The organism is Ralstonia edaphi, from assembly GCF_958350185.1.
In the GTDB taxonomy this organism is placed as follows: domain Bacteria; phylum Pseudomonadota; class Gammaproteobacteria; order Burkholderiales; family Burkholderiaceae; genus Ralstonia; species Ralstonia edaphi.
Map to the genome: position 1 here is coordinate 252,506 of NZ_CATWHI010000002.1, position 19,153 is coordinate 271,658.

The 19,153-nt window shown below is 63.9% G+C and carries 21 protein-coding genes and 1 tRNA gene; 11 read left to right on the forward strand and 11 right to left on the reverse strand.

The genetic code is table 11. The annotated features are described in order from the left end of the window. The first annotated feature begins 34 nt into the window (after window positions 1-34). Together R2669_RS06315 and R2669_RS06320 are read left to right on the forward strand one after the other, a co-directional pair. Window positions 35-313, forward strand: a complete 279-nt coding sequence (locus R2669_RS06315) for a hypothetical protein (protein ID WP_316899275.1) — start codon at window positions 35-37, stop codon at window positions 311-313. 286 nt (window positions 314-599) lie between these two features. Next, complete coding sequence (locus R2669_RS06320; RefSeq protein ID WP_316889398.1) at window positions 600-1,019, forward strand: hypothetical protein; 420 nt, start codon at window positions 600-602, stop codon at window positions 1,017-1,019. Window positions 1,020-1,040: 21 nt separating this feature from the next. Here the strand turns inward: R2669_RS06320 and R2669_RS06325 are convergent, their stop codons facing one another. Next, a complete protein-coding gene (locus tag R2669_RS06325; RefSeq protein ID WP_316899277.1) occupies window positions 1,041-1,874 on the reverse strand; it encodes an aldo/keto reductase in 834 nt (277 codons plus the stop codon). Between the two features lie 90 nt (window positions 1,875-1,964). Next, window positions 1,965-3,200 carry an NADH:flavin oxidoreductase/NADH oxidase family protein gene (locus R2669_RS06330; RefSeq protein ID WP_316899279.1) on the reverse strand — a complete coding sequence of 412 codons (1,236 nt, stop codon included), beginning with the start codon at window positions 3,198-3,200 and terminating at the stop codon, window positions 1,965-1,967. Window positions 3,201-3,288: 88 nt separating this feature from the next. Here R2669_RS06330 and R2669_RS06335 point away from each other — a divergent pair, with 88 nt between their 5' ends. Further along, window positions 3,289-3,747 (forward strand): MerR family transcriptional regulator, encoded by a 459-nt coding sequence (locus R2669_RS06335; protein ID WP_316889402.1) that lies wholly within the window; start codon window positions 3,289-3,291, stop codon window positions 3,745-3,747. Between the two features lie 9 nt (window positions 3,748-3,756). On the opposite strand, the gene R2669_RS06340 is transcribed toward R2669_RS06335, so the two are convergent. Then, window positions 3,757-4,107 carry an avidin/streptavidin family protein gene (locus R2669_RS06340; RefSeq protein WP_147214498.1) on the reverse strand — a complete coding sequence of 117 codons (351 nt, stop codon included), beginning with the start codon at window positions 4,105-4,107 and terminating at the stop codon, window positions 3,757-3,759. A gap of 300 nt (window positions 4,108-4,407) precedes the next feature. Between R2669_RS06340 and R2669_RS06345 the strand changes: the two genes are divergently transcribed. Further along, window positions 4,408-4,638 carry a hypothetical protein gene (locus tag R2669_RS06345; protein ID WP_147214497.1) on the forward strand — a complete coding sequence of 77 codons (231 nt, stop codon included), beginning with the start codon at window positions 4,408-4,410 and terminating at the stop codon, window positions 4,636-4,638. A gap of 37 nt (window positions 4,639-4,675) precedes the next feature. On the opposite strand, the gene R2669_RS06350 is transcribed toward R2669_RS06345, so the two are convergent. Further along, on the reverse strand, window positions 4,676-5,317 hold the full coding sequence (locus R2669_RS06350; RefSeq protein ID WP_027681177.1) for a LysE/ArgO family amino acid transporter: 642 nt from the start codon (window positions 5,315-5,317) through the stop codon (window positions 4,676-4,678). A 74-nt stretch (window positions 5,318-5,391) separates the two neighbouring features. Between R2669_RS06350 and R2669_RS06355 the strand changes: the two genes are divergently transcribed. Further along, on the forward strand, window positions 5,392-6,288 hold the full coding sequence (locus R2669_RS06355) for a LysR family transcriptional regulator ArgP (RefSeq protein WP_147214495.1): 897 nt from the start codon (window positions 5,392-5,394) through the stop codon (window positions 6,286-6,288). Window positions 6,289-6,291: 3 nt separating this feature from the next. Here R2669_RS06355 and R2669_RS06360 read toward each other — a convergent pair whose 3' ends face one another. Beyond that, entirely contained in the window at window positions 6,292-7,152 is an 861-nt protein-coding gene (locus R2669_RS06360) for an MBL fold metallo-hydrolase (RefSeq protein WP_316899282.1), read from the reverse strand. 100 nt (window positions 7,153-7,252) lie between these two features. Between R2669_RS06360 and R2669_RS06365 the strand changes: the two genes are divergently transcribed. The 5 genes from R2669_RS06365 to R2669_RS06385 all read left to right on the forward strand — a co-directional run bounded on the left by R2669_RS06365 (window position 7,253) and on the right by R2669_RS06385 (window position 10,514). Then, window positions 7,253-7,618, forward strand: coding sequence for an ArsR/SmtB family transcription factor (locus R2669_RS06365; RefSeq protein ID WP_147214494.1), 366 nt, complete (start codon window positions 7,253-7,255; stop codon window positions 7,616-7,618). A gap of 2 nt (window positions 7,619-7,620) precedes the next feature. Then, window positions 7,621-8,442, forward strand: coding sequence for a sulfite exporter TauE/SafE family protein (locus tag R2669_RS06370; protein WP_316899284.1), 822 nt, complete (start codon window positions 7,621-7,623; stop codon window positions 8,440-8,442). 35 nt (window positions 8,443-8,477) lie between these two features. Continuing rightward, a tRNA-Pro gene (locus tag R2669_RS06375) sits at window positions 8,478-8,554 on the forward strand. Between the two features lie 524 nt (window positions 8,555-9,078). Beyond that, window positions 9,079-9,552, forward strand: a complete 474-nt coding sequence (sixA, locus tag R2669_RS06380; protein WP_316899962.1) for a phosphohistidine phosphatase SixA — start codon at window positions 9,079-9,081, stop codon at window positions 9,550-9,552. A gap of 128 nt (window positions 9,553-9,680) precedes the next feature. After that, the gene (locus R2669_RS06385; RefSeq protein ID WP_316899287.1) at window positions 9,681-10,514 is read left to right on the forward strand and encodes a GNAT family N-acetyltransferase; all 834 of its coding nucleotides are present in this window, start codon (window positions 9,681-9,683) and stop codon (window positions 10,512-10,514) included. 80 nt (window positions 10,515-10,594) lie between these two features. Here R2669_RS06385 and ppx read toward each other — a convergent pair whose 3' ends face one another. Continuing rightward, on the reverse strand, window positions 10,595-12,133 hold the full coding sequence (gene ppx, locus R2669_RS06390; RefSeq protein ID WP_147214491.1) for an exopolyphosphatase: 1,539 nt from the start codon (window positions 12,131-12,133) through the stop codon (window positions 10,595-10,597). A 171-nt stretch (window positions 12,134-12,304) separates the two neighbouring features. Here ppx and ppk1 point away from each other — a divergent pair, with 171 nt between their 5' ends. Continuing rightward, window positions 12,305-14,476 (forward strand): polyphosphate kinase 1, encoded by a 2,172-nt coding sequence (gene ppk1, locus R2669_RS06395; RefSeq protein ID WP_147214490.1) that lies wholly within the window; start codon window positions 12,305-12,307, stop codon window positions 14,474-14,476. A gap of 81 nt (window positions 14,477-14,557) precedes the next feature. On the opposite strand, the gene phoR is transcribed toward ppk1, so the two are convergent. The 5 genes from phoR to pstA form a co-directional block, all read right to left on the reverse strand. Further along, window positions 14,558-15,886: a phosphate regulon sensor histidine kinase PhoR gene (phoR, locus tag R2669_RS06400; protein WP_316899289.1), complete on the reverse strand. Its 1,329-nt coding sequence runs from the start codon at window positions 15,884-15,886 to the stop codon at window positions 14,558-14,560. An 86-nt stretch (window positions 15,887-15,972) separates the two neighbouring features. Next, window positions 15,973-16,686, reverse strand: a complete 714-nt coding sequence (gene phoB, locus R2669_RS06405; RefSeq protein ID WP_004634238.1) for a phosphate regulon transcriptional regulator PhoB — start codon at window positions 16,684-16,686, stop codon at window positions 15,973-15,975. A 24-nt stretch (window positions 16,687-16,710) separates the two neighbouring features. Further along, a complete protein-coding gene (phoU, locus tag R2669_RS06410) occupies window positions 16,711-17,424 on the reverse strand; it encodes a phosphate signaling complex protein PhoU (protein WP_147214488.1) in 714 nt (237 codons plus the stop codon). Window positions 17,425-17,464: 40 nt separating this feature from the next. Then, window positions 17,465-18,256: a phosphate ABC transporter ATP-binding protein PstB gene (gene pstB, locus R2669_RS06415; protein WP_004634243.1), complete on the reverse strand. Its 792-nt coding sequence runs from the start codon at window positions 18,254-18,256 to the stop codon at window positions 17,465-17,467. Beyond that, complete coding sequence (pstA, locus tag R2669_RS06420; RefSeq protein WP_027681165.1) at window positions 18,253-19,137, reverse strand: phosphate ABC transporter permease PstA; 885 nt, start codon at window positions 19,135-19,137, stop codon at window positions 18,253-18,255. The genes pstB and pstA overlap by 4 nt, the downstream gene beginning before the upstream one ends. Window positions 19,138-19,153 lie beyond the last annotated feature (16 nt).

The window sequence follows — 19,153 nt, forward strand, 5'->3', positions numbered from 1 at the left end:
CTTTTTGCTCCACGTGTCGAGCTTTTTGCTCCGCGTGTCGACCTTTTTGCTCCACATGCCGAGCTTTTTGCTCCACGTGCCGAGCTTTTTGCTCCGCGTGCCGAGCTTTTTGCTCCGCGTGCCGAGCTTTTTGCTCCGCGTGCCGAGCTTTTTGCTCCGCGTGCCGAGCTTTTTGCTCCGCATGTCGAGCTTTTTGCTCCGCGTGCCGAGCTTTTTGCTCCGCGTGCCGAGCTTTTTGCTCGGCGTGTCGAGCTTTTTGCTCCACGTGTCGAGCTTCTTGCTCGGCGTGTCGAGCTTTTTGCTCGGCGGTTGAGGCTCAGAACTCGGCCCACGAGGCTTTTTGCTCGACGGCCCGAGCTTTTTGGCTCGCGCGTCTTGCTTTAGTGTCGGCGCGTGGCAGGCTGAATCGCGGCGCTGGCTGTGATCGATGCACCGGCGAAGCGAAATACGCCCAGGCAGGGTCTTCTGAAAACGGTCGTGCGGCGCGTTGAGCCACTGGCGTTTCGTCAGCACCCTTTTTCGTTTCCAAATGTTACGGCGTGCATCCCGGTCGACTTCGCGTAGCGCAAGCAGCGGGGCCGTGCAGTACAGTCCATGCCATGAAAAAAGCCCTGACTTGCTCGTCTCTTGTCCTGCTGGCCTTGCTCGGTGCGTGCGCATCGCACCCGCAACAGCAGCCCGTTGATTCGACCACCGCCGCCGCGGCCGCCACTGACGCCAGCGCGGACAACGGCTGGCAGGTGCTGCGCGCCAACTACATGGCGTGCGTGCAGCGCCAAGCCGATAGCGGCGTGCCGGGCACCACGCAGACGAAGTCCGTGGTCGCCGCCGCGCTCGACGCCTGCGAAGGCGACCTGCGCACCATGCACGACGGTTTCCGCGACCATCTCAGCACGTCGATGTCTTCATCCGGCGCGCGCAAGGCCGCCGACCGCGTCACCAAAGACACCCGCGAGAAGGCCCGCGTCTACCTGATGGGCTACGTCGACCACGCGCGCTACCTGGCGAAGTCGCGCTGAGCGCTTAGCGCGCTGGCACGCTCAGAGCATCTCGAGCGCGCGCGGCCCCTTGGGCGGCGGGAAGATGCTGTCCAGCGTCGCAAGCTGCTCAGCCGTGAGCGTGTGCGACAGCGCCCCGATGTTCTCGCGCAAGCGGTCACGGTGGCCGGTCTTGGGAATCGCGATGATGTCGTCATTCGCCAACAGCCACGCGAGCGCCACCTGTGCCGGCGTCATGCCGGACTCCTGCGCAAAGCGCACCAGCTTCGGATGCCGAACGAGCCGCGCCTGCTCAATGGGCGAATAGGCCATCACCGGCACACGGCGCTCGCGCAGCCAGGGCAACACATCCCATTCGATGCCGCGCCGGCTGAGGTTGTAGAGCAGCTGATTGACGGCGGTCTGATCGCCGCCGGGCGTGTCCCACCACTCGTCCATATCGGACAGGTCAAGATTGCTCACGCCGTACTGGCGGATCTTGCCGTCGCGCTGCAGGGCCTGCAGGCCTTCCAAGGTGTCTTCGAACGGCACATCGCCACGCCAGTGCAGCAGGTACAAATCGAGCCAGTCGGTGCCGAGACGGCGCAGGCTGCGCTCGCACGCCGCGGCGATACCGCGCCGGCTGGCGTTGTGCGGATAGACCTTGCTAACGAGAAAGACCTCATCGCGCCGTCCGGCAATGGCCTCGCCAATCAATGATTCGGAGAGGCCTTCGCCGTACATCTCGGCGGTGTCGATCAGGCGCAAACCCAGGTCGAGGCCCAGGCGCAGCGTGGCGATTTCTTCGGCGCGGGTGGCGCGGTCGTCGCCCATGTTCCAGGTGCCCATGCCGAGTGCAGGGACGCGTTCGCCGTTGGGCAGAGTGACGTGTTTCATGTCGTGCTTTCCGATCGGTCAGGCAAAACATGAATCTACAAGAGACGCGGCGCGCCGTTAAGGTCGCGCCCGTCCGATCAGAAAATACGACTAGCGCGCCTGACGTTGCGCCGCCCACCGGCGATAGCGCCGCGACTGGCAGGCCGCGGCCAGTTGCTGCTCGATCAGCGCCCGCAGGGGCGACACGCCGGGGGCCGTCGTGCGCCCCTTGCTCAACCGGCCGAGCTGAAACTTGACGACAGCCATGTTGGCGAGTGCGCCCAGCGCCTTGTTCTTCCACGTGATGGGCTGCAGCACCGGCGCGCTGTTCTTGCCGCCCGCCCAGTCGCGCGGCAGGTTCGGATCGATGGACAGCGCCGTCGCAATGCCCACCATATCGGCGCCGCTGTCGACCACCTGCTCCGCCACGGCCCGGCGCCGGATACCGCCCGTGACCATCAGCGGCATGCGGGCAATGCCGGCAATGTCGCGGGCGAATTCCAGGAAATACGCTTCGCGGGCGAGTGTGCGGCCATCGCGCGCCTGCCCTTGCATGGCCGGCACTTCGTAGCTGCCGCCGGAGAGTTCAACGAGGTCGACGCCGAGCGGGTTGAGCAGCTCGACCACCTGCTTCGCGTCGTCGGGGCTGAAGCCGCCGCGCTGGAAATCGGCGGAGTTCAGCTTGACCGCCACCACAAACTGCGGCGACACGGCGGCGCGCACGCTGCGCACGATATCGAGCAGCAGGCGCGCGCGGTTTTCGAGCGGGCCGCCCCACTGGTCCTGCCGACGGTTGGAAATGGGCGACAGAAACTGGCTCAGCAGATAGCCATGCGCGGCGTGGATCTGCACGCCGGTAAAGCCGCTCTGCTCGGCCAGTTGCGCGCTGCGCGTGAAGCGCTGCTGGACATCGCGGATATCGGCCTCCGTCATCTCGCGCGGCACCGGAAACTGCTTGGACAGCGCGCCCAGCGCCAGCGGAACTGCCGAAGGCGCCAGCGTCGGCTGCCCAAGCGATGCCGGCATCTGGCGCCCAGGATGGTTGATCTGCACCCACGCATGCGCACCGTGCGCACGCGCCGCCTGCGCCCAGCGACGAAAGCGTTCGAGATGCGCGCCGTCTTCCAGCACGACGCCGTTGGGGCCTGTCATGGCGCGGTGGTCGACCATCACGTTGCCGGTCAGGATCAGGCCGGCGCCGCCTGCGGCCCAGGCCTCATACAGGCGCAGCAACGCGTCGGAAGGCGCGTGATCGGCATCGGCCATGTTCTCTTCCATGGCGGCTTTGGCAAGGCGATTCGGAATCACCGCGCCGTTGGGCAGAACGAGGGGCGTGAAGAGCTTCATGGTGGCATCCGCGGGGGATTTGACGTTTGACGACACCTCAACCCTAAGCTTAAAGTCAACTTGAATGTCAAGCCTGCGGAGCACGCACATGAAGATTGGTGAATTGGCCCGCTTGAGCGGCGTGGCCGCCTCCCGCATCCGGTTTTACGAAGCGAGCGGCCTGTTGCAACCGGCGGAGCGCCAATCCAATGGTTATCGGGAATACGCGCCGGAATCGGTGACGCGGCTGCAGATCATCCTGCGCGCGCAAAGCGCGGGGTTCTCGCTGGAAGAGATTCGCGCGCTGTTGCCCGGACACCAAGGCGCGTGGCCACGCGAAGACCTGCTGCAGGCGCTGCGCAGCAAGGTCGCGGAAATCGGTGTGCTCGAGCAGCGCCTGGCGCAAAACAAGCGCGACCTGCTTGCGCTCATCCGCGAGGTGGACCACGAGCCCGACGGCGAAGACTGCGCCGACCGCGCGCGCCGCGTGTTCGACAAGATGAACCTCCGGCCGCTGGAACAACCTGCCGCCGAACCGCAGGTGCGCGCCACAAGAAAGCGCGGCTGACGCCGCAGCCTATTCCGAAACACGCTCGAACGTGTCGGCGTTGGTCATGACCGAGTGCGGCCACGCGCGCTTGCCCTCGCCATCTGCGGCTTGGTCCGACACGACGTGCCACACCGTCTCCAACTTGCCTGCACGCAGCACGCCGGTGAACGCGCACACCATGTCGCCCTTGGGCGTCGCACCGGCAAAGGCGAATGCGATGCAATCGCCGTGGCAGGTTCCGACCACGTCGTAATCCCGCCCAAAGAAGCCGCTGTCGTGCAGCGCCGTGCGGAATGTGCCGGACAGCCGCTCGCCCTCTTCTTTCAATGTCACGACGGAGCCGTACTGGTTCCGCCAACTGCCCGTCCAGGTTGCCATTTCGCCTCCTCGCATCTTTCTCGTGCTGAACGTATGTCGGCCAGCAGGACACATACCGCTCTGCCAGCACCGCAGTGCTGAGTCGGGAATGGCAATTGCGTCCTCCCCCGCGCGCGATGTCGCAAACGCCGGCATCGAGACCAAAGGAAACGCACTTCAGATCGCCTGACAGCACATCGCAGAGCGACCGTTCGCGCCCCCGGTGCAGGCCATGCAGTAACGCTTACGCACGGCTTTGTACAAAAGCCATCCGCGCGACGAAACAAGCACCGTCCCTTACAAAACACGCTGGAGACAACGATGCTGAGCCCACACGAAATTGCGACGCTGGTTCTGCTCTGCGGCGACTCGCACCCGCGGGATCTGGATACGCTCGATATGGAAACGCTGCTGGCGCTCCAGCTCATCACGCTGGAACGCCCAAGCCCCGGCGTGAGCGAGCCGCGGGTCACGCTGCAGGGGCATGCGTTGTTGAAGTCGTTGGGCGTGCTGCGGGCGCGCCGCAAGGGGATGCTGGCGGCGGTGGCATAACGGGCACGAGCCGGCACGAAGCGGGCACGGAACCGAATCAAAAACCGCCTAGGGCGTGACGCAGCAGCAAGGCAGACAGCACCAGCATCGTCACGCCAATCAACCCATCCAACACCTGCCACGCTTTCGGCCGGGCAAACCATGGTGCGAGCCAGCGCGCGCCAAACCCCAGCGACACAAACCAGAAGAGGCTGGCCGACCCTGCGCCCGCCACAAACCAGCCACGCAATGCCGAGGCTTGCTGCGCGCCAATGCTGCCCACGAGCAGCACCGTATCCAGATAGACGTGCGGATTGAGCAGCGTAAAGGCCGCCGCCTGCGCCAGCGCCGCGCGCCGGCTGAGACCGTCTCCGCCTGCGGACGCCCGTAACTGGTTGGAATGCCGCGCCCGCCGCAGCGCCTGCACGCCGTACAGCAGCAGGAACGCGGCGCCCGCCAACGCCAGAAATCGCGCGAGGCTGGGTCGTTCGCCCAACGCCTGCGCCATGCCGAGCACGCCCGCCAGGATCAGCACCGCATCGGCCATCGCACAGAACAGCACGACGCTGCCCACATGCTCACGGCGCAGGCCCTGACGCAGCACGAACGCGTTCTGCGCGCCGATGGCCACGATCAGGCCAAAGCTCAGGGCCAAGCCCTGCAGGAAGACGGAAGAGGAAGTCGCAATCGAGGTCGTCATGCGCGCAGCTTGCCCGCCCGATTGAATGAAGACAAACTATCTTTTCTTCATTCAATTCAGTTCTTCTAATTTACGTGCTGGATTATTCCGCCCTGGCGGCGTTGGCCGCCGTCATCCGAGAAGGCAGTTTCGAGCGGGCAGCCCGCGCACTGCATGTCACGCCGTCGGCCATTTCGCAGCGGATTCGGTTGCTGGAAGAGCGCGTAGGCTGCGCGCTGGTCGTGCGCGATCAGCCATGCCGCCCGACCGAAACCGGCCGGCGGCTTTGCCAGCACGTCGATCGCGTGCGGCTCCTCGAACAGGAACTGCAAGGCGCGCTGCCGACGCTGGCGCCGGAAGGCGTCGCGCGCGTTGCGCTGCCCATTGCCGTGAATGCCGACAGCCTGGCGACGTGGCTCGCGCCGGCCATCGCCACATTCGCTGCGGCCCACCCGGTGTTGATGGAGGTCGCCGTGGACGACCAGGATCACACCAGCGAATGGCTGCGCAGCGGCGCCGTGCTGGCAGCCGTTACCGCCACCGCGCGGCCGGCCACGGGCTGCAACAGCCGTCCTCTTGGCGCCATGCGTTATCTGGCTGCGGCGAGCCCTGCTTTCGTTCAACAATATTTCGCGGACGGTGTCGGTGCAGGTGAACTGGCGAAAGCGCCATGCCTGGTGTTCAACACCAAGGATGCGTTGCAGGCCACCTGGGCCCGGCGCCTGTGCCATCGGCATGTGGAATTGCCGCGCCATCTGCTGCCCTCGTCACAGGCGTTTGTGACTGCGGCCGTGGCGGGCATGGGCTGGGGGCTGCATCCGCATGCGCTGATTGCGCAGCATCTTGAAGACGGTTCGCTGGTCGAGCTGGTGCCGGATACGCCGTTGGACGTTCCGCTGTATTGGCAGCACGCGCGGGCGGCCTCCGCGCTGCTCGACGAACTCAGCCGCGAGGTGCTGACGGCGGCGCGGGCCGCGCTACTTGCACCTTGAGCGTTACAGCGCGTTCAACGGAATCTTGAGGTACTGCACGCCGTTCGGCTCCGCCGGGGGCAACATGCCCGCGCGAATGTTCACCTGGATGGCCGGCAGCATCAGCGTGGGCATGCTGAGCGTGGCATCGCGCTTCGTGCGCATCTCGACGAACTCGGCCTCGGTCACACCGTCGCGCACGTGGATGTTGGCGCGACGCTGCTCGGCCACTGTGGTTTGGCACACGGCTTCGCGGCCAGCGGGCGGATAGTCGTGGCACATGTAGAGGCGCGTCTCCGGCGGCAAATCCAGCAGACGGCGAATCGACTGGTACAGCGTGCCGGCATTCCCACCCGGAAAGTCACACCGCGCGGTGCCCACATCGGGCATGAACAGCGTGTCGCCCACAAACACCGCATCGCCCACCTGATACGCCATGTCTGCCGGCGTGTGGCCCGGCACAGCCAGCGCCTTGGCTTCCAGTTGGCCGATATGGAACACCTCGTCCGGCGCGAACAGGTGGTCGAACTGCGAGCCATCGAGCAGGAACGCGGGTTCGAGATTGAAGATCGGCTTGAACACGCCCTGCACGACGCGAATGCGCTCGCCAATGGCGATGCGCCCGCCGAAACGCCCACGCAGATACGGCGCGGCCGAGAGGTGATCGGCGTGCGCGTGCGTCTCCAGCAACCATTCGATGCGCAAGTCCTGCGCCTCGATGAATGCCGCAACGCGGTCGGCCGATCGCGTCGTCGTGCGGCCCGATTTCGGGTCGTAGTCGAGTACCGAGTCGATCACGGCACACGGCGTGCCGGGGCCGGCGTGCACCACGTACGTCATGGTGCAGGTATCGGGGTCGAAGAAGGATTCGATCTGGGCGTGCATGGCGGGCTTTCCCGAACAATCTATATTTTTATAGAATATCGCCTGACATTCTGTCTGCCAATAGCCGAACGACGCGAATAGAACTCTGCACCACGCCCCGATGAGCCATTCCGCTGCCACTCCCGATGCTGTGCCGCTGCCTGAGGCGGCCATTTCCATGCTGCGCGCTTCGGCGTCGCAGGCGTGTGCCGTGCTCAAGGCCATGGCCCACGAAGACCGCCTGCTGCTGCTTTGCCAACTGACGCAGGGCGAGCGCAATGTCGGCGAGCTCGAAGCGCTGGTCGGTCTGCATCAACCCAGCCTCTCGCAGCAGCTGGGCGTGCTGCGCGACGAGGGCCTCGTCACCACGCGCCGCGAAGGCAAATACATCTACTACCGGCTCGCCAGCTTCGAGGTCATCCAGATCATGCAGACGCTCTCGGAGCTGTACTGCGGCAAGGTCTTGAAAAAGATGGCGGGACATTGACCATGTCGCCCATCGAAGCGGGGTGGATCATCAGCGCGGGATTGGGCTCGGTGGTGGGGCTGATCCTGGCGCTCACAGGCGCGGGTGGCGCCATTGTCGCGGTGCCGCTGCTGATTTTTGGATTGCATCTGTCGGTGCCGGAAGCCGCGCCGATTGCGCTGCTGGCGGTGGGGCTATCCGCGGGGCTGGGCGCGATGCTCGGCTTGCGGGAAGGCAAGGTGCGCTACAAGGCTGCCGGGTTGATGGCGCTGTGCGGCGTGGTGATCTCGCCGTTCGGCATCCGGGTTGCGCACCGCGTGCCGAACACGCCGCTCACGCTGCTGTTTGCGGTGGTGCTCGCCTACGTGGCGCTGCGCATGTTCCGGCAGGCGCGCGCAGCGCCATCCACTGACCCGCAGCCCAGGCGAACCGCACCGCCCTGTCACCTCGACACCACCACGGCAAAGCTCGTGTGGACGCTCCCGTGCGCGCGCGCATTGGCGGCGTCCGGCGCGGGGGCGGGCTTCCTGTCGGGGTTGCTGGGCGTGGGTGGCGGCTTTGTCATCGTGCCCGCATTGCGCCGCGCGACCGATCTGCCGATGCAGACCATCGTCGCCACCTCGCTGGCAGTGATTGCGCTGGTGTCGACCGGCGGCGTGATCGCCTCGGCCATTGGCGGGCATGTCGATTGGCATATCGCGCTGCCGTTTGCGGTCGGCGCCCTGACCGGCATGCTGGTGGGACGACGCTTTGCGCAGCATTTGGCAGGACCGGCGCTGCAGCAAGGCTTTGCCGCGTTTGCAGGCGTCGTGGCGCTTGGGATGATCGCCCGAACACTAATTTGACCGGCGTGTTGCGAAAGCGGTACAATCGCGGTCTTCGGGGCGTAGCGTAGTCTGGTAACGCGTCCGGTTTGGGACCGGAAGACCGCGGGTTCAAATCCTGCCGCCCCGACCAGAATTGAGCAGCAAACAGAACGGCTTACGTTGACCACGTAGGCCGTTTTGCTTTGCTGCTTCTGCGCCTACATTTGCGCACAACGAAGGTTCTCGTGGCCTACTGCTTGAACCATCTGAAAACAGCGCTCTCGCAGTCTCCCTTTAAGCCATAGGCCTTGTTATAGGCCTTACAGTTCGGCTCATTCGCCAACTGGTCGCTTACATAACCGTACCCGAACAAAGCCAGCAACCCCGCTACCAAAGCCCACATCGGAATGCGATTTATGATATTCGCGAGCATCATCTCACCCAATCAACATTGCCTCGACAATCAAGATAGGCAACGACACCGGCGACCTCAAGTCCGCAAAATGCCCCCCCGTCTATCATTCTGGCGTCCAACGAAAGTACGCTCATCCAAACAAAACGGCTTACGTTCACTGCGTAAGCCGTTTTGCTTTGGAGAGGCGCATCGACTCTTGGTGTCATCTGACGATGCTATAAAGACAGCATCCGCATCACGCAATGCCGCCAACCTTCCCCATGAACCTCATCCTCTGGCGCCACGCTGAAGCCGAAGACGTGGCCGCATCGCTGCGCATTCAGCGCAGCACCGATCTCCAGCGAGAGCTCACCAAGCGTGGCCAAAAGCAGGCCGAGAAGATGGCCGATTGGCTGCGCCCTCGGCTACCGGACGACACACTCGTACTCGCCAGCCCGGCCGTGCGCACACAGCAGACCGCCCGCGCCCTCACACAGCATTTCCAGACGCTGACCGCACTTGCGCCCGGGGCGGATGTCGGCGCGATCCTCGATGCACTGGACTGGCCCTCGAACACGAACCTGCTGCTGGTCGGCCATCAGCCTTGGCTCGGCCGCCTCGCCAGTCTGCTTATCGCCGGCACCGAAATGGACTGGAGCGTGAAGAAAGCCGGCGTGTGGTGGCTCTGCCGCCGCATGCGCGAAAACGAAGCCCAGACAGTTCTGCGCGCGGTGATGAATCCCGATCTCGCCTGACACACCCGCTTCGTCACAGCATCGCAACGCAAAATTCACGCAACGGTCACGATTGACACGCTTTTGTCGCGGATCTGTCATGCGGCGTCTCTAGAATCGCCCCGAAATCCACCCTTGGGGACGCACGAATGCGAGACCTGCCTACGCCCACCCAGCCGTTGATCGACGCACTGCCGAGCCTGAATCTGGGCAACGCTCGGAGGGGCCTTCCTCGCTCACCCGAAGCTGTTCCGGCGCGTGACAAGCCTGTTCTGGCCGTTTCGTGGGCGCGCCATCAGGATGAAGTGACCGAAGCGCAGCGCCTGCGCTACAAGGTGTTTGCCGAGGAAATGGGCGCCCGCCTGCCCTCGGCCCACACCGAACTCGACGTCGATATGTTCGACGCGGTGTGTGACCACCTGATCGTGCGCGACCAGAAGACGCTGCGCGTGGTGGGCACCTACCGCGTGCTGCGGCCGGACGCCGCCAAGCAGATCGGTTGTCTGTATTCCGAATCCGAATTCGACCTCGTGCGCCTGGCGCACCTGCGCCCGAAGATGGTGGAACTCGGCCGCTCGTGCGTGCACCGGGACTACCGCTCGGGCAGCGTCATCATGGCGCTCTGGGCCGGTCTGGGCGAATACATGCAGCGCCACGGTTTCGAATCGATGCTGGGCTGCGCGAGCGTGTCGATGGGCGACGGCGGGCACTTTGCTGCAAGCCTGTATCGCAGCTTCGTTGACGATGGCTCCCTCGCGCCGATCGAATACCACGCATTCCCGCGCGTAGCGCTGCCGGTGGATGAATTGAACCAGGATCTGGAAGTCGAGCCGCCTGCGCTCGTGAAGGGTTATCTGCGCCTGGGCGCCCGCATCTGCGGCGCACCGGCATGGGACCCTGACTTCAACGTCGCCGACTTCCTCACGCTGCTGCGTCTGTCGGACATCAACCCGCGCTACGCACGTCACTTCCTGCGCCGCTGATATCACGCCGAACGACACCACGCAAAGCAAAACGGCCCGGGTCACTCCGGGCCGTTTGGCTTGGGATGCGGCGCAACGCTTTACACGTACACCACCTTGTAGCGGCGGCCGATGCGCTGCCACTCATCGGCTTCCTTCATCAGGCTGTATTCGACCAGCGGGTTCTGCTCGATCCAGCTTTTCGGCAGTTCGACTTCGAAACCGCCTTCGTTGAGCTCCCCTTCGCTGTGGCGCACGCGCAAGGCTGGCAACTGGATGGCTCCGCGCCGGCGGCACAGCACGAAGGCCAGACGCAGGCTGAACAGCATCCGCCAGTCGAGGAACTTACCGCCGCCCGAGAGCTTGCCAAGCTTGCCGGCATGGCCGAGCAACAGTGTCGCCAGTCGCGCCTGGTCGGTCTTGGAGAAGCCCGGCATATCGGCATGGCTGGCGATGTACGCCGAGTGCTTGTGGTATCCGCTGTGCGAGATGCTCATGCCGATCTCGTGCAGGTTGGCGGCCCAACCCAGCAGCGCGAGATTGTCTTCGCGGCGCTCATCGGGCGGATCGGGAAACTGCGACAGCAGCGCCGTCGCCGCATCGCGAACGCGGCTCGCCTGCGCGCGGTCGACGTTGTAACGGCGCATGAACTGCTCGATCGTCACCGTGCGCATGTCTTCGTGATGCGTTCGGCCGAGCAGGTCGTACAGCACGCCCAGGCGCAAGGCGCCATCGGTCACGTCCATGCGGTCGACGTCGAGTTCGGCAAACACGCCGAGCATGATCGACAGGCCACCCGGCAGCACCGGAATCCGGTCCGCCTTAAGACCATTGAGCTTCAGACGGTTGGTGTTCTCCGACTTGACGAGGGCGCGCTTCAGGCGCTCCAGCCCTTCGCGGGTGATGCCGTGTTCGTTGCTCTTGTCATTGAAGCCGTTCAGCTCGATCAGCTCGGCCAGCGCACGTGCCGTACCCGATGACCCGACGGCCTGATTCCAGCCAGCCGTGCGGTACTGCTGCACGAGCACCTGGATCTCGCGACGCGCGGCAAGCTCGGCCTGCTTCATCGCGTATTCGTCAACGTTGCCGTTTGGAAAGAAATGCCGGCTGTGCGAAACGCAGCCGATGTACAGCGACTCCATCAGCTTGGGCTTGTAGCCGTTGCCGATGATGAACTCCGTGGAGCCGCCGCCGATGTCGACGACGAGCCGATTGCCCTGGCACGCCGGTGCGTCATGCGATGCACCGAGATAGATCAGCCGTGCCTCTTCGCGGCCCGCAATCACTTCGATGGGAAACCCCAGCGCGGCTTCCGCCTCGATCAGGAATTCCTGCGCATTCTTGGCCACGCGCAAGGTGTTGGTGGCCACGGCGCGGACATGCTCGGGCGGGAAATCACGCAAGCGGTCGCCAAAGCGGCGCAATGCATCGACGCCGCGCCGGCGTGCGGGCTGATCCAGGTATTTATCCTGCGTAAGCCCGGCGGCCAAACGCACCGGTTCGCGCAATGCATCGACCTGGAAGATCTGGGTACTGCTGGCACCGTTGGCACCGAGGGTTTCGTCAACGCGGCCGATCATCAGCCGGAAGCTGTTGGAGCCCATGTCGACAGCAGCCAGCAGACGGGGGGTGGGACTCATGAATGAAAACGGGAGAGGAGCAAAATCAGGGGGGCGCGGAGTATTGTCGATCGAAACAATGCGCAACAAAATATGTCTTTATTGTGTCCCGAACGTGACAAATCCGATGTGTCACAAATTTGACACTGAACTATGAAAAAGTGGCCGGATCGTCATCCGTCTGAACGCAACATGTCGACATTGCCCGCGGGCGATCTGCTCAATCGCGAACTGGGCATCCTGGAATTCAACGCCCGTGTGCTCGCCCAAGCCGCTGATCCGGGTGTCCCGCTGATGGAGCGGCTGAAATTCATCTGCATCGTGTCGAGCAATCTCGATGAGTTCTTTGAGATCCGCATTGCCGGATTGAAGGAGCAGATGCGCGACAACCCTTCGTCGGTCACGCCAGACGGCTTGTCGGTGCAGCAGGCATTTGGCGTGGTCTCGGAGCGGGTGCGGCAACTGGTCGCGCAACAGTATGCCATGTTGCAGGACGAGATCCTGCCCCTGCTGGAGAAGGAAGGCGTCTTCTTCCACATGACCACCAACTGGAATGAAGCCCAGCGTGCCTGGTGCCGCAGCTTCTTCCAGCGCGAGCTGGTGCCCATCCTGACGCCGATGGCGCTCGACCCGGCTCACCCCTTCCCGCGCGTGCTGAACAAGAGCCTGAACTTCATCATCGAGCTGTCCGGCAAGGATGCCTTCGGCCGTGAGGCTGAACTGGCGATCGTGCAGGCGCCGCGCGCCCTGCCCCGGCTTGTGCAGATGCCACCGGAGCTGTCGGGCTACCCGTATGGGTTCGTGCTGCTGTCGTCGTTCATGCAAGGCTTTGTGCATGAGCTGTTCCCGCAGATCGACGTACATGGCTGCTACCAGTTCCGCGTGACGCGCAACTCCGACCTGTTCGTGTCGGAGGATGAAATCACGGACTTGCGCGAAGCGCTGCAGGGCGAACTGTCGACGCGGCACTTCGGCGATGCGGTGCGCCTGGAAATCGCGCACGACACATCGCCGGCATTGGCAGTACGTCTGTTGCAGGAGTTCGGCCTGACGGAAACGGACTGCTATCGCGTCAAGGGCCCGGTGAACCTCGTGCGCCTGCTGCAGGTGCCCGATATGGTCGACAAGCCGGTGCTGAAGTACCCACCGCACGTGCCGGCCACCGTCAAGCAGATCGCCAACAGCTCGAACGTGTTCGACGCCATTCGCCAGGGCGACATCCTGCTGCACCATCCGTACGAAAGCTTCACGCCCGTGCTGGAACTGCTGCAGCAAGCCGCGCGCGACCCCGATGTGGTCGCCATCAAGCAGACCGTTTACCGTACCGGCAACGAATCCACGGTGATGGAAGCGCTCATCAAAGCGGCGCACAACGGCAAGGAAGTGACCGTCGTCGTCGAACTGCTCGCGCGGTTTGACGAAGAGACGAACATCAACTGGGCGGATCAGCTGGAATCGGCCGGCGCACATGTCGTGTATGGCGTGGTCGGCCACAAGTGCCACGCGAAGATGCTGCTGGTGGTGCGCCGCGAGGTGTCCGGCAAGGGCAAGACCGTCAAGCTGCGCCGCTACGCACACCTCGGCACGGGCAACTACCACCCCAAGACCGCCCGCCTCTACACCGACTTCGGCCTGATGACGGCCAACGAGCAGATCTGCGAAGACGTGCATCACGTGTTCCAGTTGCTGACGGGCACGGGCGCGCAGGTCAAGCTGCATCATCTGTGGCACTCGCCGTTTACGATGCACGACAACCTGATCGAGCACATCCGAGCCGAGGCGCGTGCCGCTCGTGCGGGCAAACGTGCGCGCATCATTGGCAAGATGAACGCGCTGCTTGAACCGGCCATCATCGACGAGCTGTACAAGGCGTCGCGTGCGGGTGTGAAGGTCGATTTAATCGTGCGCGGGGTGTGCGCGCTCAAGCCGGGCGTGCCGGGGCTGTCGGAGAACATCAGCGTGCGCTCCATCGTCGGGCGCTTCCTGGAGCATCACCGCGTCTACTACTTCCATGCCGGCGGCGAGGAAGTCGTCTATCTATCGAGCGCCGACTGGATGGATCGCAACCTGTTCCGCCGTGTGGAAGTGGCCTTTCCCGTGCTCGATCGCAAGCTCAAGGCGCGCGTCATCAGGGAAAGCCTGCAGGTGCATCTGCGCGACAACGCATCGGCATGGGTCATGCAGCAGGACGGCCGCTACGTACAGCGCCAGACGCGCGGCAAGCACGTGCGCGTGAGCCAGCTGGAACTGCTGAACCACTTCTCGCCGCAAGCTGCTGCAGCGGCCGAGACGGCTGCAGCAGTAGCGGCGGCAACGGCGGCGGAACCCACGGTGCGCGCCCCGGTGGAGATATCGGCAGGCTGATCCACCAACCGGGAGGCAAACGAAAACGCACGCTCAACAGCGTGCGTTTTTCATTGGCTCAGTGGCGGGAAGAAGTTCGGGTCAGGCAACGCTCTCGTCGGTCACGGTGGCGCTGCGCACGACCGTGCGTTCCGGCGGAAACACGGCGCGGAACGTGCTGCCCTTGCCATGCTCGCTGGTCACCTGCAGCTCTCCGCCGTGACGCGACAGCACGTGCTTCACAATGGCCAGGCCCAGCCCGGTGCCGCCGGTGTCGCGTGAACGGCTGCGGTCCACGCGATAGAAACGCTCGGTCAAACGCGGAATATGCTCGGGTGCAATGCCGATTCCCGTGTCGGTAACGGAGTACACCGCGTGCCCGTCGCGCACGCCCCAATCGAGGCGGATACTGCCGCCATCCGGCGTGTAGCGCACCGCGTTGGATGCCAGGTTGCTGAACGCGGAAAGCAGTTCAAGCTCGGCGCCGCACACGCTCACGGCTGGGTCGCACGTCATGCTGACCGTGTGCCGGCCCGCAGACAGCGCTTCGATATCGTGCTGGAGCTGCAGCATCATGCGCTGCATCGGCACCGGGGCCAGGGACGGTGGTTCGGAGTTGCCTTCCAGCGTGGCGAGCGCCAGCAAGTCTTCCACCAGGTGCTGCATGCGCATGGCCTGCGTATGCATCATGTCCAGGTAACGCCGCTTGTCTTCTTCGGGCAACGGAAGGTCGCGCACCGTCTCGAGAAAGCCCGAGAGCACCGTCAGCGGCGTCTTCAGCTCGTGCGAGACGTTGGCCACGAAATCGCGGCGCATCGCTTCGGTGTTCTCCAGCTTGGTGATGTCCTGCGACACCAGCAGCTTGCGGTCTTCGCCATACGGCAAGATCTGGGCGGAAACGATGCTTTGCTTATGCGGGCCCACGTCATGCATGGTGAGCGGCTCCTCGAACTCGCCGCGCGCCAGGTAGCGCACGAACTCCGGTCGGCGGATCAGGTGGGTAATGCGTTGGCGCAGGTCCCGCTTGGCGGACAGGCCGAAGTGCTCTTCAGCCACCGCGTTGCACCATTCGATCTGGTCTTCACCGTCAAGCATCAGCACGCCGTTGGGCGATGCCTGAATGGCCTGGATGAAACGGCTGTGCTGTTGCTCGACCTGCAGCACCTGGGTGCGCCAGCCTTTCATCAGCCGATGCAGGCGGTAATAGACCTCGCCCCACAGGCCGAGCGCGCTGGGGATCTCGCCATAGGCCGGCGAATCCAGCACGCGCCACAGGCGCTGGATCTGGTAGATGTAATAGAGCAGCATCGCCAGCAGCATTGCGCTGAGCACGCCCAGCGCAACGACAGGAGCGACGAAGAGGTACAGGCATGCCGTGACGATGCCCATGAGGACGGCAAAGACGGCAAAGCGGGTCCAGAAGACGTTCATGAAGGCATTCTAAGCGCTGGACCGCGACGGGCGTGTGAACGCGCGATCGAAAAAAGCCTCGCTCGCGCGTTTGTCTGACGGATGCGTTATTGCCCCGGATTGCGGGCCAGGCGGTAGCCGCTGCCGCGCACGGTTTCGATCATGTTGCTGTAGCCGCCGGGAGCGAGCGCTGCGCGCAGGCGCTTGATGTGCACGTCCACCGTCCGCTCTTCCACGAACACGTGGTCGCCCCACACCTGATCGAGCAGCTGCGAGCGGCTGTGCACGCGCTCCGGATGCGTCATCAGGAAATGCAGCAGGCGGAACTCCGTCGGGCCCAGATCCAGCTTGATCGGATTTTCTGCCTCGACGTTCGTGGCCGTCACACGGTGCGTGGCCGGGTCCAGCTTCAGGCCGTTGATGGCCACCACGTCGTCGGTCAGCTGCGGCGCGCGGCGGCGCAGCACGGCCTTGATCCGGGCCAGCAATTCCTTGGGCGAGAACGGCTTGGTGACGTAATCGTCCGCACCGCTGTCCAGACCCATGATCTTGTCCTGCTCTTCGCTGCGGGCCGTCAGCATGATGATCGGGATCTGCCGCGTGCGCTCGTTGGCGCGCAACTCCTTGGCGAACATCACGCCCGACTTGCCCGGCAGCATCCAATCGAGCAGGACAAGGTCGGGCAACACATCGCTCATCAGCGACAGCGCCTGCTCGGCGTTGTACGCGCGGATCGGGTAGTGCCCTGCGTGCTGCAGGTTGACGGCGATCAGCTCAGCGATCGCCGGTTCATCTTCCACCACCAGAATACTGCTCGGCATACTCACGTCTCCAATCCTGCCTGCTTATTCGCCCTGGCCCTGGATCTCGCGCTCCAGTGCTTCGCGCCCGGCATGCCGGACGTCGGTTCCCTTGACGATGTAGATAATAAACTCGGCGATGTTCTTGGCATGGTCGCCGATACGTTCGATCGCCTTGGCAATGAACAGCAGATCCAGCGCCACCGAAATCGTGCGCGGGTTCTCCATCATGTAGGTGATGAGCTCGCGCATGAAGCCGCGGAATTCCTCATCGATGGCCTTGTCTTCCTGCAGGATCGACACGGCGGCGGCGGTGTCCAGGCGCGCGAAAGCATCCAGCGCGTGGCGCAGGATGGTCGCAGCCATCTCGCCCGAGCGTTCGACACCGGCGTAGTTCAGCGCGTGAGCCGACGGGTCTTGCATGAGGCGCTTGGTGCGCTTCGCAATCTTCGCGGCCTCGTCGCCGGCGCGCTCCAGATTGGTGATGGTCTTCGAGATGGCCATGACCAGACGCAAGTCGCGGGCGGTCGGCTGGCGGCGCGCAATGATGTTGTTGCAGTCGCCGTCGATCTCGATTTCGAGCGCATTGATCTCCTGCTCCACTGCGAGCACCTGATCGCACATCGCGGTGTCGAAGTTGGCCAGCGCACGCATCGCGCGGGCAATCTGCGCTTCCACCAGGCCGCCCATCTGCAGCACCTTGGTGCTGATGGAGGTCAGGTCGGTATCAAACTGCGATGACAGATGTTTCTCAGACATCGGTTTCTCCTTGTCGCTTCAGCTTCAGCGTTGTTGCAGGTCAGCCGAAGCGGCCGGTAATGTAGTCTTCCGTTTCTTTGCGCTGGGGCTTGATGAAGATCTTTTCGGTATCGCCGAACTCGATCAGCTCGCCCAGGTACATGTACGCCGTGTAGTCGGAGCAGCGCGCCGCCTGCTGCATGTTATGCGTGACGATGACAACCGTGTAGTCGTCCTTCAGTTCAGCGATCAGCTCTTCGATCTTGCCGGTGGAGATCGGGTCGAGCGCCGAGCACGGCTCGTCCAGCAGCAGCACTTCTGGGCGGATGGCAATGCCGCGGGCGATGCACAGACGTTGCTGCTGGCCGCCCGACAGGCCGTAGCCGGACTGGTTGAGCTTGTCCTTCACTTCATTCCACAGCGCGGCCTTGGTCAGCGCCCATTCCACGCGGTCGTCCATCTCGGAGCGTGACAGGCGCTCGAACAGCTTCACGCCAAAGGCAATGTTGTCGTAGATCGACATCGGGAACGGCGTCGGCTTCTGGAACACCATGCCGACCTTGGCACGCAGCAGGGCGATGTCCATGCGCGAGGTCAGCAGGTTCTCGCCGTCCATGTTGATCTGGCCTTCGGCACGCTGTTCCGGATATAGCGCGTACATCTTGTTGAACGTACGCAGCAGCGTGGACTTGCCGCAGCCCGACGGGCCGATGAACGCCGTCACCTGCTTCTCGGGAATCTGCAGCGAGATGTTCTTCAGCGCGTGGAACTTGCCGTAGTAGAAGTTCAGGTCGCGAACATCGATCTTCGGGCTTTGCGTGCGCACTTCGAGGGACGTAGCAGTCATGGTCATTTCTTGGTGAACAAGGCACGCGCGAGGACGTTCAGCCCCAGCACACCCAGCGTAATCAGGAACACCCCGGCCCAGGCCAATTGCTGCCACTCGGGGAACGGGCTCATCGCAAACTTGAAGATGACGGTCGGCAGCGTGGCCACCGGCTGATTCAGATCCAGGCTCCAGAACTGGTTGTTCAGCGCGGTGAAGAGCAGCGGCGCGGTTTCGCCGGCAATGCGCGCCACGGCCAGCAGCACACCGGTAATCACGCCGGCATACGATGCCTTGAGCGTGATCGACAGGATCATCTTCCACTTGGGCGTACCAAGCGCCATGGCAGCTTCGCGCATGGCGTTGGGCACCAGGTTCAGCATGTTCTCGGTGGTGCGGACCACGATCGGAATCTGCAGCAGCGCAAGTGCAAGCACGCCGGCAATACCCGAGAAGTGCTGCACGCGCGCGACCACGACGGCGTACACGAACAGGCCGATCACGATCGACGGGGCCGACAGCAGGATGTCGTTGATGAAACGGGTAGCGCTCGCCAGCATCGACGTCTTGCCGTACTCGGCCAGATAAATGCCCGCGAGGATGCCCAGCGGCGTGCCGATCAGCGTGGCCATGCCGACCAGCAGGAACGAACCTGCGATGGCGTTGGCGAGACCGCCTCCGGGCGTGTTGGGCGGCGGCGTCATCTCCGTGAACAGCGACATCGACAGGCCGCCCACGCCCAGCGAAAGCGTGGTCCACAAAATCCACGCCAGCCACACCAGGCCGAAAGCCATGGCGGCGAGCGACAGTGCCAGCGCAATCCCGTTGACGTTGCGGCGGCGGGCCTGCAGGCGTGCCTTGATCTTTTCAGAGTCGGCGCGGACGGCAGGGATGGAAGACGTACGCATGGTGTTGGGTCTCATA

Excerpts from the sequence above, each read along its gene's own strand:
- R2669_RS06320 (WP_316889398.1), top strand. The coding sequence starts at position 600 with ATGAAAAAAGCCCTGACTTGCTCGTCTCTTGTCCTGCTGGCCTTGCTC.
- R2669_RS06325 (WP_316899277.1), bottom strand. The coding sequence starts at position 1,874 with ATGAAACACGTCACTCTGCCCAACGGCGAACGCGTCCCTGCACTCGGC.
- R2669_RS06330 (WP_316899279.1), bottom strand. The coding sequence starts at position 3,200 with ATGAAGCTCTTCACGCCCCTCGTTCTGCCCAACGGCGCGGTGATTCCG.
- R2669_RS06335 (WP_316889402.1), top strand. The coding sequence starts at position 3,289 with ATGAAGATTGGTGAATTGGCCCGCTTGAGCGGCGTGGCCGCCTCCCGC.
- R2669_RS06340 (WP_147214498.1), bottom strand. The coding sequence starts at position 4,107 with ATGGCAACCTGGACGGGCAGTTGGCGGAACCAGTACGGCTCCGTCGTG.
- R2669_RS06345 (WP_147214497.1), top strand. The coding sequence starts at position 4,408 with ATGCTGAGCCCACACGAAATTGCGACGCTGGTTCTGCTCTGCGGCGAC.
- R2669_RS06350 (WP_027681177.1), bottom strand. The coding sequence starts at position 5,317 with ATGACGACCTCGATTGCGACTTCCTCTTCCGTCTTCCTGCAGGGCTTG.
- R2669_RS06360 (WP_316899282.1), bottom strand. The coding sequence starts at position 7,152 with ATGCACGCCCAGATCGAATCCTTCTTCGACCCCGATACCTGCACCATG.
- R2669_RS06365 (WP_147214494.1), top strand. The coding sequence starts at position 7,253 with ATGAGCCATTCCGCTGCCACTCCCGATGCTGTGCCGCTGCCTGAGGCG.
- R2669_RS06370 (WP_316899284.1), top strand. The coding sequence starts at position 7,621 with ATGTCGCCCATCGAAGCGGGGTGGATCATCAGCGCGGGATTGGGCTCG.
- sixA (WP_316899962.1), top strand. The coding sequence starts at position 9,079 with ATGAACCTCATCCTCTGGCGCCACGCTGAAGCCGAAGACGTGGCCGCA.
- R2669_RS06385 (WP_316899287.1), top strand. The coding sequence starts at position 9,681 with ATGCGAGACCTGCCTACGCCCACCCAGCCGTTGATCGACGCACTGCCG.
- ppx (WP_147214491.1), bottom strand. The coding sequence starts at position 12,133 with ATGAGTCCCACCCCCCGTCTGCTGGCTGCTGTCGACATGGGCTCCAAC.
- ppk1 (WP_147214490.1), top strand. The coding sequence starts at position 12,305 with ATGTCGACATTGCCCGCGGGCGATCTGCTCAATCGCGAACTGGGCATC.
- phoR (WP_316899289.1), bottom strand. The coding sequence starts at position 15,886 with ATGAACGTCTTCTGGACCCGCTTTGCCGTCTTTGCCGTCCTCATGGGC.
- phoB (WP_004634238.1), bottom strand. The coding sequence starts at position 16,686 with ATGCCGAGCAGTATTCTGGTGGTGGAAGATGAACCGGCGATCGCTGAG.
- phoU (WP_147214488.1), bottom strand. The coding sequence starts at position 17,424 with ATGTCTGAGAAACATCTGTCATCGCAGTTTGATACCGACCTGACCTCC.
- pstB (WP_004634243.1), bottom strand. The coding sequence starts at position 18,256 with ATGACCATGACTGCTACGTCCCTCGAAGTGCGCACGCAAAGCCCGAAG.
- pstA (WP_027681165.1), bottom strand. The coding sequence starts at position 19,137 with ATGCGTACGTCTTCCATCCCTGCCGTCCGCGCCGACTCTGAAAAGATC.